Below are 12,416 nucleotides of genomic sequence, written 5' to 3'. Positions count from 1 at the left end.
GGTCCAAATGACCGGTATGTTGACAAGTCACACAATGTGCGAACTACTCCCTCACATACTTTTGTCTATGAATTAGGTAAACTATAACAAACGGTCTTTGAGTTAGTCAATACGAACTTCTTATTTGCTGATGACTTTTGCAAACTTCTTCTTACCACGCTTTACGACCTTTCCTTCTCCGGCAAACTCGTCGAGCGTGTAACTGGTACTGATGTCTGTAACTTTCTCACCGTCCACAGAGACTCCACCCTGCTGTACGGCACGACGTGCATCGGAACGACTCTCACACAGAGAAGCCTTTACAAGAACTGCCATGATATCGAGCTTGTCATTGTAGAGATCATCCGCAGTCACTTCAACGGTCGGCATATGTGCAGAAACTCCGCCGCCTGCAAACAGTGCATGGGATGCCTCTTTGGCTTTCTCTGCCTCTTCCTCACCGTGTACCAGTTTGGTCAGCTCATAAGCGAGAATCTCTTTTGCTTCATTCAGCTTGGCACCTTCCCATTTGTCCATCTCATCGATCTGCTCCAATGGCAGGAAGGTCAGCATGCGGATGCACTTTAACACATCGGAATCTGCCACATTTCTCCAGTACTGGAAGAAGTCAAACGGAGAAGTCTTGTTCGGATCAAGCCATACGGCACCGGACTGTGTTTTTCCCATCTTCTTTCCCTCAGAGTTTAAAAGCAGATTGATCGTCATGGCATAAGCATCTTTTCCAAGCTTCCGGCGGATCAGTTCCGTACCACCGAGCATGTTACTCCACTGGTCATCTCCACCGAATTCCATGTTACATCCATATTTCTGGTACAGTGTGTAGAAATCGTAGCTCTGCATGATCATGTAATTAAACTCCAGAAAGCTTAATCCTTTTTCCATACGCTGCTTGTAACATTCTGCTGTCAGCATGCGGTTTACGGAAAAATGGGCACCAACATCACGTAGTACATCAATGTAGTTTAAATCCATCAGCCAGTCGGCATTGTTTACCAGCATTGCCTTGCCTTCTCCGAAATCGATGAAACGGCTCATCTGCTTTTTGAAGCAGTCTACGTTGTGCTGAATGGTTTCTGGTGTCATCATCTGCCGCATATCGGTACGTCCGGATGGATCACCGATCATGGCTGTACCACCGCCGATCAGCGCGATTGGCTTGTTTCCTGCCATCTGCAGACGTTTCATCAGACACAGTGCCATAAAATGTCCCACATGCAGACTGTCAGCTGTCGGGTCAAAACCGATATAAAATACTGCTTTTCCATTGTTGATGAGTTCCTTGATTTCTTCCTCGTCGGTTACCTGTGCGATCAGACCGCGGGCAACCAGTTCGTCGTAAAGTGTCATTGGGTTTCCTCCTGTAATTTAACTTTTTTGATTTTTCTGGGACTTTATGTCCCTTTGCTCTATATCTATAAAAATCCAAATAAAAATCCCCTCGTCCTAATTATAAGGACGAGGGGGATCTCTCGTGTTACCACCTTAATTCGCATGCTGTTCACACAGCCTGCCTCCGCGAGTGCAGCTACACTCCAGTGCGTCTAACGGGCACTACTCCGTTACAGCCTACTTGCCTGCGCGTTCGGTGTAAAGCTCAGGGATGTATTCCCTGCGGTAAGGGGGGACCCAGCTTGCTGGGGGGATTCCTTATCGCCCGGTTTATGTTTGTTCCATAAGCCGTGGCAGGGGGGACCCAGCTTGCTGGGGGGATTCCTTATCGCCCGGCTTATGGTTTTTCCATAAATCCATCTGTGCTTTCCGTGTGCCTCTCATCTACCGGCTGCTTTCTGTTCGTTCCACACATTGGTACTTGTTCCCATCTTCGCTTTTCATTATAACTGGTTTTCATTATAAAAAGCCCGGTGCCATTTGTCAAATAATTTTTATTTTGTTTCATTTCCCTCTGCCGGAATCCAGATTCCATTCTTTCCCCATGGCTGGATCATGCATATATAGCGCTTCTCACCACTCTTTAAAAATGTAATCTGTAAACCAACTTTTGTTTGATCTTCCGACTCAGAATCCTTTTCCACGGAAACAAATTTTTCGTCTGAAGACAGATTCAACAGTTGCCGTGCTGCCTCTGTCGGCTCAGTCAATACACCGGCTGCTGTCATATTTTTATTCAGCATTTTACCCATGCCATTCACACGATAATCCATCTGCGAATCATTGATTCCCTGTGCATAAGCTGTATCAAATTCGTCCACCGATGAAATGCCATCCGTTTTCGCATCCAGACTATCCGCAAACTGATTAATCTCTTCCTTTGTGATCTGAAACTTTCCGTTCTTCTGTGTATAATGAATATTTTCAATCCATACACTCACATGCGGATCTGATGTCTCTGCATAATAAAGAATCTCTGCCGTCTGTACTTCCGGGTTGATCTCATGCAGCCAGTAACCATTCATCTCTTTTCCGGTTCCGCCAAAGAAATCTCCAAACGCTCCCCACGGCCATGGACTTGACCACCCAAATGACGGAGTATCCCCGTCCACCCACAAAAGCTGTGCTTTCTCTAAATCTGCCTGTGCCTCTTCCGTTGTCATTTTCATGATTTTTGCTGCGTCTCTGTCACAAAATGCCTGTGCCCATTCCCCGATGCTCTGCTCCGTTTTTGCATCCACCATATTTTCCTGCACCGGTTTTTGTGTACTTTCCACTGTCTCTGTCGGATTCACAGTCTTTATGCCGGACGGCTTCTGGTTTGTCAGGCAGCTTACCGCCACTATGACAATCAAAAGCGTTGCAATTGCGGCCACCCAGGTATGCGGTTTCTTAAAATTCAACACGTTTTTAATCCTCCTTCCTGCATCCCCCTCTCCAAAAGCAACCGGTGCAAATGAATACGGGTGTCTTTCCATCGCAAAGGACAGAAGGGATGCACTATACCCCTGCTTAATTTCATTTCCAAACTGGGCAAGTACCGCCTCATCGCAGCTCATCTCCATGTCTCTTGTCATATAGAAAAAAGCGATCCAGGCAAATGGATTCCACCAGTATACGGCAAGAAGCACAAATGCCACCATCTTCCACAGTGGATCGTATCTGCGGATATGCCAGCTTTCATGTGCAAGTATATACTGCTGTTCCTTTTTCTCCATCCGAAACGGGATATAAATCTGCGGGCGGAAAATTCCCAGAACAAACGGAGACGGAATACGATCACATTCCCATATTGTTACTTTCCGACGAATACTTCCCTCCGTCTGCTTGGCAGATGTTAAAAGAACTGCCGTCTGTACCATCTTCCGGCATTTTATATAGGAATAGATCCCATATGCCAAAAATAACAGCATCCCGGTCAGCCATACCAAAAACAACAGCGCACATATCTTCTGTGAAGTTGTAAGCGCAGTTGTCAGACCGGCTGCTGTATGTGTCGCCTGATCTGTAACGTGTGGTCCGGCAGCCGCCTGTGTCACCTGCTTTGTGACCGGCTGTGCATGCATCCCCGGCAATCCGGTACGGTACACAATTTTTGTCAGCTGTGATTTTCTTTTTACCAGTCGCACCAGATTAAACAGACTGAATCTGGAAGCAATGGGCAGATCAAATATCATACGAATTCCAACTATCCCCCATAATCCATAGGAATATTTCTTTGGACATTTCCGTAAAAACATGCGCACTGCAAGTACTGCAAGAATTACAACTGCCACAATTCCATTCCGTTGCAGAAACAACAAAAAAATGCCACCTGCCTTCTCCATCATCTGTCACCCCTCCTTATGCTCATCAATCATTTTTTTGAGCATTTTCGCTTCCTTTTTGGAAATTTTCTTACCCCCAAGAAATGCTGTGATAAACCCTGGCAGTGATCCGTCAAATGTGCGATCCACAAAATACCGGGATTCCTCTGCCTGCACCTGTTCCTTTGGAATTAAAACAGAAACCGTTGCATCCTCATTGGCAATGTATCCTTTTTCACACATTTTCCGTACAACCGTATAAGTCGTGGATTTTTTCCAGCCAAGCTGTTCCTGACATAACTTTACAAGTTCCCCGGAGTTGACGGGGGCATGCTCCCATACGACACACATAAACCGGTAATCACTGTCACATAATTTTATATATTCCATCTTTTTCTCCTCCATAGGTTTATAGCTATCAACCTGCCTTCAGTTTATTCTTATAAACCTCAAATGTCAAGGTCTATTTTTATAAACTGCGAGAAATGTCAGAAAAATACGATGGAAAATGTTTGAACTCACCTTTTTGAAAAGTTATAATAAACGCAAAAGGCGATTGTGAAATCGCCCGAAATAAATAACTCAAAAGGAGGACATGTTATCGTGGAAAAAGTACGTTACATGATTTCCGATGCCGCCGCACTGGCCGGTGTGGAAACCCATGTGTTGCGTTACTGGGAAGAAGAACTCGACCTGACCATCCCGCGAAACGAGATGGGACATCGATACTATACACGAGAAAACATACAGGAATTTCAAAAAATCAAAGAACTAAAAGAAAAAGGATATCAGCTAAAAGCAATCCGCATGATATTACATAATAAAAACCCCGAAGATGCCGGTGTTTCCGTGCCGGATTCTGCAGCACCTGGTCCATTGCCCGCATGTAACCGGGAACATCATCACACGGTTGTCGCCAAACCGAACCGACAGAATACAGATAAAACCGACTTACCTGTAAATACCCTTTCCGCGGAAGAACGCATGGCACAGTTCCGGGAACTGATGAGTGACATTGTAGGGCATGCGATTGCACAGAACAATGAAGCACTCACACTCGATATCAGCAAAGAAATCCGGGAAACCGTCCTGAAAGAAATGAACTATCTCATCCGGGAACAAAACGATATGACAGAAGAACGTTACCGCCGGTTGAGTGCAGAAATCCGTGGAAAATTACAAAAAAAACATTCGCTTTTTGCGAAGAAAGAGAAAAAAGGAAAAGAGAAAAAAGTCCACCGGGAAAAAGCAAACAAGGGAAACGTATTAAGCACGGTATAACCTGCTTTCCCATAGCCCCGGTTTCCATTTATAAAAATGGAAACCGGGGCATAGTCCAGCTAATTTTTGCAAGTTATACTAGTATACATTTCTTGGATGTAAACAATTATTTAATAAATATGCCACCTCATCAGCTGTAACCGCCAACAATTTATCCGGTGCATCACTCAACTCCAGTACCATAACAAATCTCTGACCACAATCATTGAATGTTACCCTCTTTAAAACGTTTTCTTCTTCATAGCCAACATATTTACTTTTATTGATTTCTATCAGCTTATCATTCAAAATTCCAAAACCATAAATAACAAGCATAGAAGAAAAATCAAATGTTAAACGCTTTGCAAAATCCGAATAAAAATTGAATATTGCCGGCATTTCACTGATTCCTCCCCGTTCCGTGATTGCGGAGCCCGGAATAATACGGAATTTCTCCGGTCGGAAATAATCAGATAACTTTACCAGCTCCAGATCATTTACTTTTTCTGTTGTCATTTTGTATCCTCCTTGATATGTGCATTATACCAGAATGTATATGCCAATCCATCGTTGTAATATCCAGTTAATGACGGATCAATCAAGTCCTGATTCGAAGCACTGAATAATGGACAAATTACTGTATCATCCGAAACCAGAATCTTTTCTGCTGCAAGAAGCTGTTCCTGACGACTTGCCTCATCAAGATTTTTATCAGATTCCTCAATCAGCTTATCATAATCTGCGTTACTCCAATTTACATCGTTCTGGGCATTACCCGTCTGATACATCTTAAGCCAGCTTGTAGGATCATTATAATCTGCATACCACTGCATTCTGGCCATCTGTAGCTTACCGCTTCGTCTCTCTTCAACATAAACTTCGTATTCCATAGCTTCCAATTTTACATCAACACCAAGTTCTTTCCATTCTGCCTGCAAAACCTGTGCTACATTTGCTTCGTAACTCATTGCCGGATATGTATAAGTAATTGTTGGAAGACCCTTGCCATCCGGATAACCTGCATCTGCAAGTAACTGTTTTGCTTTCTCTAAATTTTCCTCCAATAATTCATCCTGAAGCTCGCTCCATTTTGTTCCATCTGTTTTACTCTTATAATTTTTTCCAACAAATGTTGTTGCTGGTTCACATGATGTACCAACTACTGCTGCAATATCTTTACGATTCAATGCCAATGAAAAGGCCTGACGTACCCGGACATCATCAAATGGCTTCTCGTTAATATTAAATAAAATATAATTTGTCTGAGGTACCTCACGAATTCTCAAATCATCCTTACCTTCATAGGACTCCGCAATGTCACTTGGTGCCCCCTGCAAAATATTAATTTCTCCTGTCTGATAAGCAGATGCTTTTGCCTGATCATCATCCATAAATTTATCTGTAATTTTTAATACAGTTACTTTATCGGCATCTCTATAATACTCATTTTTTTCGAATGATACATGGTCACCATCCACATGCTCAGATAAGTGATATGGTCCATTACCTAAGTTCTGTTCCGGATTCATATCCCAGTCCTTATTATCATCTGTTGCATATTTGCAGTTTGATGGCATGTAGGTTGGAAGCTTACATAAATCAAGGAAATATGAGCACGGCTTCTCCAATGTAAATTTAATAGTTTTGTCATCAATACACTCAATGCCTACATCTGAGAAATCACATTCTCCATTAAAACATTTCTGTGCATTTTTAATGACAAATAAGAAATCAACATACCATGAACCATTATCCGGATTTAAAGCTCTTTTCATCGTATTTTCGAAATCTGCACTTGTTACATCGGATCCATCTGACCACTTTTCATCATCACGGATATAAAAAGTATACTCCGTTGCTTCATCGTTAACATCCCAATGATCTGCAGCTGCCGGCTGAATCTGACCATCTTCATCGTATGATACAAAACCTTCATAACATTCTGTCTGCACGCTGAAATACTCATATGCTGCGACTCCTGCCGGATCGTACTCTCCGCTTTCCGGCTGCACAGCTTCAACCAATTCTGTAATTTCTCCTTTATCATTTGTCTGTATGGTGCTACTGCTTCCGCCACCACCACATCCTGTAAGGCCACCGATTGCAACTACTGTTGATAATAATGCTGCCACCATTTTTCTTGTCTTTTTCATAAGCATTTCCTCCTTGTCTCCTGTGCCTTATTCGTGCTACTTTTATTCTGCTAAAATCTGCTCTGGCGTTTTACCCACTGCCTTATACTTTGCAAGATTTTCTGGAGAATACAAATTACATGCCACCTTACGATTGTCATACTCGTAAATTTCCGGCTTCTTTTGTCTGCATGATTCCGATGCATATCTGCATCGTCCAGCAAACGGACATCCCACTGGCGGATTCAGTGGACTTGGCACCTCACCTTTCAAAATAATGCGTTTTTTCTCTTTTGCCAGATGCGGATCTGCAATCGGTGCTGCTGAAATTAATGCTCTTGTATATGGATGTAATGGCTTTTTGTATACATCATCTGATGATCCAAGTTCTACCATATTTCCTAAATACATAACACCGATTTTATGGCTGATATGATATACCATCTCTAAGTCATGAGCGATAAACAGATAGCTGAATCCTCTCTCTCTTTGTAATTTTTCCAACAGATTGATGACCTGTGCCTGAATGGATACATCCAATGCTGATATTGGCTCGTCACACACAATAAATTCCGGACGTAATGCCAACGTTCTGGCAATTCCAATTCTCTGTCTCTGACCACCTGAAAATTCATGAGGATAACGTCGGATATGGTCAGGTTTAAGACCTACGGTTTCAATCAATTCCTGCACAATCGCTTTTCTTTCATGCGCCGTACCCATTTTATGAATAATCATTGGTTCCTCGATAATCTCACCCACTGTAAATCTTGGATTTAAAGATGCATACGGATCCTGAAAAATCATCTGCATTTTTTTTCTATAGGAAAACATTTTTTTATTACTAAGCTTTGTAATATCATTTCCTTCAAAAATAATCTGTCCACTTGTCGGCTCATGAACTTTTAAAATAGTTCTTCCCATGGAACTCTTCCCACAACCAGATTCTCCTACAATTCCTAAAGTTTCTCCTTTTTCCAAAGTAAAAGAAACTCCATTTACCGCATGTACTTCTTTTCCATGTCCTACGGGAAAATGCTTAGTCAGATTTCTTACCTCTAATAAAGGTGCTTCGTTACTCATATGCATCCTCTCCCTTCAATACTTCGTGCCAGCGATCCTTGCAATGCAGCCAGCATTTACATTTATGTTTCTCTCCAAATTCTGTCACAAGGGGAGAAGCCTTTGTACAAATTTCCATTGCCTCACTGCACCGGGATGCAAATGGGCACTGATCGCCAAGTTTTAACAAATCTGGTGGTGTACCCGGAATTGGTTTTAATGGTTCTCTATGATCTATATTTGAATTAGCAATACTGTTTAACAATCCTTTTGTATACGGATGCTTTGGATCATAGAATATTTCATCGGTAGTGCCTTCTTCCATAATATTTCCACCATACATAATGCTAATCCTGTCACATAAGGAAGCGACAACTCCAAGATCATGGGTAATAATAATGACTCCGGCATTACTTTCCCTTGTAATATCTTTTAATAAGTCGAGAATCTGTGCCTGAACAGTAACATCCAAAGCGGTTGTTGGCTCATCGGCAACAATCAATTTGGGATTACAAGCTAAAGCAATTGCAATAATGATTCTTTGTCTCATTCCACCGGAAAACTCAAATGGATACTGCTTTAACCGGGATTCCGGTGCCGGAATTCCAACCATTTTCATTAATTCGACAGCACGTTGTACCGCCTCTTTTTTCGAACACTTTGTATGAAAACGAATACCTTCCGTCATCTGTTTTTCAATCGTAACGATCGGATTTAAATAGGACATTGGATCCTGGAAAATCATACTGATATCATTTCCACGAATCTGATTCATTTTCTTTTCGTATTCCTTCTTCTCCTTCTTGGTTTTATATTTAATTGGTGAAATATCTTCTCCATCAAATATCATTTCACCAGCAGTAACGGTACCATTCGGAGCAAGCAATCCCATAAGTGAAAGCATACCAACGCTTTTTCCAGATCCAGATTCACCTACAATACCAAGAACCTCTCCCCGGTCTACCGTATAATTTATTCCGCGCAACGCTTTCACAACACCCTGTTCTGTTTGAAATTCTGTTTCTAATCCCTTAATTTCCAACAAACTCATACAAATCACCCCTTATCTTTTTCTCTTTGGATCAAGTGCTTTTTCTAATCCTTCACCTACAAAGTTGAAAGAGAAAATTGTAATACAGATTGCTATCATCGGATAAACGGTCTGCATTGGATATGTCATAATCAACTCTCTTGCATCCTGTGCTAATGTTCCCCAGCTGGCCATCGGTGCGGAAATACCTACGCCTAAGAAACTAAGCCAGGCCTCTGTAAAGATTGCCTGTGGGACCATCAGTGTAACGGTTACGATAATCTGTCCCATTGTATTAATCAGCAAATGCTTGAGTAATATTCTGCTTGAACTGGCTCCTAAAACAAATGCTGCCATTGTAAACTCCTGCTCTTTTAAACTCTTTACCTGCTGCCTTACAATTCGTGCCATATCAATCCAACAGGTAATGGAGATACCTAACATGATACTCACAACGCTGGCACCAAAGATTAACATGATTAAAACGATATATAACATAGAAGGAACCGAATAGATAATATCAACAACTCTCATCATGATCATATCTACTTTGCCACCAACATAACCGGCAATTCCTCCATAAATCGTTCCAACGATCAGATTAATAACAGCGGCCAGACATCCAACTGCCAATGAAATTCTAGCTCCAAACAGGATTCTCACAAAAATATCACGCCCCATTTTATCGGTTCCAAGCCAGTGATCAAAGCTAGGAGATGCATTTCGAAGAGCCATGTTCTGTTCATCATAGGAATACTTACAAAATGGTGGTCCGAAAATAGCCAGTAAAACAACAATAATTAAAACAATTGCACCTACAACAGCTCTTTTGTTTCCGATAAAGTCATGCCAGACAGATTGGAGAAATGTTCTACTCTCAACTGCAATAAACTCATCATTTTTTTCTTCGTCTTTTAACTTCCGAAATAATTTTTCTTCCATTGCTTCCATGAGTATTTCCTCCTTTTATAATGATTTTCTAACACGTGGATCTACAATTGCACAAATAAGATCCGATAATAAATTACAAACAATAATGATTGCACCTATGAAAATTGTGATTCCCATAACCACGGTATAATCATGATTTGTAATAGCTGATACAAATTCTTTACCAATTCCGGGAATTGTATAAATCTGTTCGATTACTACACTTCCTGTTAAAAGAAACGCTACCATTGGTCCCATATATGTAATTACCGGAAGCATCGCATTTTTTAAAATATGTCGAAACAGCAGTGTGGTTTTGCTAATACCTTTTGCTTTTGCCATTGTGATATAATCCTGTCTCATTACTTCTTCATAACTGTTCTGCGTCTGTCTTGCCACTGCTGATATTGGATATAGCCCCTGTGCGATTGCCGGTAAAACATAATGCATAGGAGAAGTAAGTCCTAATACCGGGAATATTCTAAGTTCTACACCAAATATAATAAGAAGTAATAACGCTACAATGAAGTTTGGAACACTTACACCAAGTGTTAATGCTGATAGCCAGATTCCTTTTGTAACATTGCTTTTTGATCTTGCCATCAGTATTCCTGATCCAATACCAACTACCAACACCAATACAAATGTAACTGCTCCAAGTTTCAATGTTGGAATCATTGTCTGGGCAATAATCGCATTTACGGATTTACCAATTTTCTTATAAGATGTTCCCATGTCTCCATGTAAAAGATTCTTGCAATAAATAAAAAACTGTTCTACCGGTGGTTTATCCAATCCATATGTTGCCTCCATTTTCTGAAGAACTTCTCCGGATACATTTTTGACTGCAATGGGCTTCCTGGCATTACTTTTGTCATTGCAAATGTGATGGCTACTAATACGATCAGAGTAAGTAATCCAATCAGTACACGTTTAATGATGTACTTTACCATATAGATCCATCTCCTTTCTTCGGTTCGAAAAATAAAAAACAGCAAAGATGCTTTTTATAGCACCTTTGCTGCATTTATCTCTCATGTAAAATTGTTAGCTTGCAGTAAGTGTTTTCTACACCTCTCTCACACAAGCATATTTTTATCATTTATCCAACATTAAGTCAACCAAATCACTTTCTTTTTGTAAAAATTCCAAAACTTCTTGTCCATTTTCCAAATTTTCAGTTAATATCTTGTGAATCGTTGACTTTTCCCCCAACATCACATATTCTTTCACTTATTAGATCAATAAAGGAGGTACTACTTATGAAAGTTGTTATAATTCCAGAACCGGTACTACAACCGGACATTACAAAAGAAGATATGGATATACGTTGGAAAGTCCTGCAGGATCTTCCAGAGGTAGATGAGCTTGTGATTCATCACTTCGATGGCTACCCTTCCAATGAAATGTTACATCCTGTAATTGGTGATGCAGACGCAGCCATCGGAATCTGGGTAAATGGCAATAATATAAATGAGGACTTTTTAAGTCAGCATCCGAATTTAAAATATGTTGCTACGCTTGGACATGGTTTCGGTGAATTTGATATTGATATGACAAGAAAAAAGAATATGGTAATCACAAACACCATATATGGAGCTCAAACAATTGCGGAATATGCCTGGGCACTCCTCATGGAAATCTGCCATCATGTAGAACGCCATTCGGAAAACGTAAAGAAAATCGATTGGGATCATGCTACTCTCAAAGATTATGAAACCTTTGGTGAAGTACTTACTCCTCAAATTGAGCTTTATGGTAAAACCTGTGGAATCTTCGGACTTGGTGCCATTGGATTTGCATTTGCCAAAATGGCTCAGGGATTTGGAATGCGTGTCATAAGTTATTCACGTCACAAGAAAACAGGTCCTAAATATGACTTTATTGAACAGGTTGACTTTGATACATTCTTGAAAGAAAGTGATGTTATATCCATTCATGCACCATTAACCCCTTCAACGGAAAATACCTTTGATGCGGAAGCATTTGCCAAAATGAAAGATGGTGTCATCTTAATCAACACCGCCAGGGGCGGATTAATCGTAGAGGAAGCTTTAGCCGATGCATTACGTTCTGGCAAGGTATATGGTGCTGGTCTTGATGTGATGCGTGATGAACCACCAAAGAAAGACAATCCACTATTCCATTTAAATAATACTTCTATTACAGCACATATTGCATGGTTAACAAGAGCCTCCCGTTTGAGAGCAATTGATATCGCAATTGAAAACTTCAAAGCATACTTGAATGGAACTCCAACCTCTGTAATCAATTAACAATAAGTCTATAAACTCATAAAAATACCGT

The 12,416-nt window shown here is 40.9% G+C and carries 12 protein-coding genes; 2 read left to right on the top strand and 10 right to left on the bottom strand.

All coding sequences use genetic code 11. The annotated features are described in order from the left end of the window. Positions 1-120 precede the first annotated feature (120 nt). The 3 genes from tyrS to DXD06_RS06050 all read right to left on the bottom strand — a co-directional run bounded on the left by tyrS (position 121) and on the right by DXD06_RS06050 (position 4,085). Entirely contained in the window at positions 121-1,347 is a 1,227-nt protein-coding gene (gene tyrS / locus DXD06_RS06060; protein WP_117831026.1) for a tyrosine--tRNA ligase, read from the bottom strand. Between the two features lie 536 nt (positions 1,348-1,883). Continuing rightward, positions 1,884-3,719 (bottom strand): M56 family metallopeptidase, encoded by a 1,836-nt coding sequence (locus DXD06_RS06055; protein WP_117831025.1) that lies wholly within the window; start codon positions 3,717-3,719, stop codon positions 1,884-1,886. Positions 3,720-3,722: 3 nt separating this feature from the next. Further along, positions 3,723-4,085, bottom strand: a complete 363-nt coding sequence (locus DXD06_RS06050; RefSeq protein WP_117831024.1) for a BlaI/MecI/CopY family transcriptional regulator — start codon at positions 4,083-4,085, stop codon at positions 3,723-3,725. A gap of 213 nt (positions 4,086-4,298) precedes the next feature. Here DXD06_RS06050 and DXD06_RS06045 point away from each other — a divergent pair, with 213 nt between their 5' ends. Next, a complete protein-coding gene (locus tag DXD06_RS06045) occupies positions 4,299-4,976 on the top strand; it encodes a helix-turn-helix domain-containing protein (protein WP_117831023.1) in 678 nt (225 codons plus the stop codon). Between the two features lie 78 nt (positions 4,977-5,054). Here the strand turns inward: DXD06_RS06045 and DXD06_RS06040 are convergent, their stop codons facing one another. The 7 genes from DXD06_RS06040 to DXD06_RS17045 are packed head-to-tail and all read right to left on the bottom strand — an operon-like array spanning position 5,055 to position 11,062. Continuing rightward, positions 5,055-5,471, bottom strand: coding sequence for a hypothetical protein (locus DXD06_RS06040; protein ID WP_117831022.1), 417 nt, complete (start codon positions 5,469-5,471; stop codon positions 5,055-5,057). Further along, positions 5,468-7,108: a peptide ABC transporter substrate-binding protein gene (locus tag DXD06_RS06035; protein WP_158569494.1), complete on the bottom strand. Its 1,641-nt coding sequence runs from the start codon at positions 7,106-7,108 to the stop codon at positions 5,468-5,470. Before DXD06_RS06035 ends, DXD06_RS06040 begins: the two co-directional genes overlap by 4 nt. A gap of 42 nt (positions 7,109-7,150) precedes the next feature. Next, positions 7,151-8,170 (bottom strand): ABC transporter ATP-binding protein, encoded by a 1,020-nt coding sequence (locus DXD06_RS06030; RefSeq protein WP_117831020.1) that lies wholly within the window; start codon positions 8,168-8,170, stop codon positions 7,151-7,153. Next, a complete protein-coding gene (locus tag DXD06_RS06025; protein ID WP_117831019.1) occupies positions 8,163-9,200 on the bottom strand; it encodes an ABC transporter ATP-binding protein in 1,038 nt (345 codons plus the stop codon). The genes DXD06_RS06030 and DXD06_RS06025 overlap by 8 nt, the downstream gene beginning before the upstream one ends. Before the next feature lie 12 nt (positions 9,201-9,212). Further along, positions 9,213-10,130, bottom strand: a complete 918-nt coding sequence (locus DXD06_RS06020; RefSeq protein WP_117831018.1) for an ABC transporter permease — start codon at positions 10,128-10,130, stop codon at positions 9,213-9,215. Positions 10,131-10,145: 15 nt separating this feature from the next. Next, positions 10,146-10,904 carry an ABC transporter permease gene (locus DXD06_RS06015; RefSeq protein WP_158569493.1) on the bottom strand — a complete coding sequence of 253 codons (759 nt, stop codon included), beginning with the start codon at positions 10,902-10,904 and terminating at the stop codon, positions 10,146-10,148. Beyond that, the gene (locus DXD06_RS17045; protein WP_158569492.1) at positions 10,886-11,062 is read right to left on the bottom strand and encodes a hypothetical protein; all 177 of its coding nucleotides are present in this window, start codon (positions 11,060-11,062) and stop codon (positions 10,886-10,888) included. Before DXD06_RS17045 ends, DXD06_RS06015 begins: the two co-directional genes overlap by 19 nt. Positions 11,063-11,371: 309 nt before the next feature. Between DXD06_RS17045 and DXD06_RS06010 the strand changes: the two genes are divergently transcribed. Further along, positions 11,372-12,385, top strand: coding sequence for a 2-hydroxyacid dehydrogenase (locus DXD06_RS06010; RefSeq protein WP_117831016.1), 1,014 nt, complete (start codon positions 11,372-11,374; stop codon positions 12,383-12,385). Positions 12,386-12,416: the final 31 nt, after the last annotated feature.

The sequence above is a fragment of the Roseburia sp. TF10-5 genome (genome assembly GCF_003462365.1).
GTDB classification, from domain to species: Bacteria; Bacillota; Clostridia; order Lachnospirales; family Lachnospiraceae; genus Roseburia; species Roseburia faecis.
Note: the sequence above shows the minus strand (reverse complement) of the source record. Positions and strands in the feature narration are given on the sequence as shown.

Excerpts from the sequence above, each read along its gene's own strand:
- DXD06_RS06035 (WP_158569494.1), bottom strand. The coding sequence starts at position 7,108 with ATGAAAAAGACAAGAAAAATGGTGGCAGCATTATTATCAACAGTAGTT.
- DXD06_RS06055 (WP_117831025.1), bottom strand. The coding sequence starts at position 3,719 with ATGATGGAGAAGGCAGGTGGCATTTTTTTGTTGTTTCTGCAACGGAAT.
- DXD06_RS06010 (WP_117831016.1), top strand. The coding sequence starts at position 11,372 with ATGAAAGTTGTTATAATTCCAGAACCGGTACTACAACCGGACATTACA.
- DXD06_RS06025 (WP_117831019.1), bottom strand. The coding sequence starts at position 9,200 with ATGAGTTTGTTGGAAATTAAGGGATTAGAAACAGAATTTCAAACAGAA.
- DXD06_RS06030 (WP_117831020.1), bottom strand. The coding sequence starts at position 8,170 with ATGAGTAACGAAGCACCTTTATTAGAGGTAAGAAATCTGACTAAGCAT.
- DXD06_RS06050 (WP_117831024.1), bottom strand. The coding sequence starts at position 4,085 with ATGGAATATATAAAATTATGTGACAGTGATTACCGGTTTATGTGTGTC.
- DXD06_RS17045 (WP_158569492.1), bottom strand. The coding sequence starts at position 11,062 with ATGGTAAAGTACATCATTAAACGTGTACTGATTGGATTACTTACTCTG.
- DXD06_RS06040 (WP_117831022.1), bottom strand. The coding sequence starts at position 5,471 with ATGACAACAGAAAAAGTAAATGATCTGGAGCTGGTAAAGTTATCTGAT.
- DXD06_RS06020 (WP_117831018.1), bottom strand. The coding sequence starts at position 10,130 with ATGGAAGCAATGGAAGAAAAATTATTTCGGAAGTTAAAAGACGAAGAA.
- tyrS (WP_117831026.1), bottom strand. The coding sequence starts at position 1,347 with ATGACACTTTACGACGAACTGGTTGCCCGCGGTCTGATCGCACAGGTA.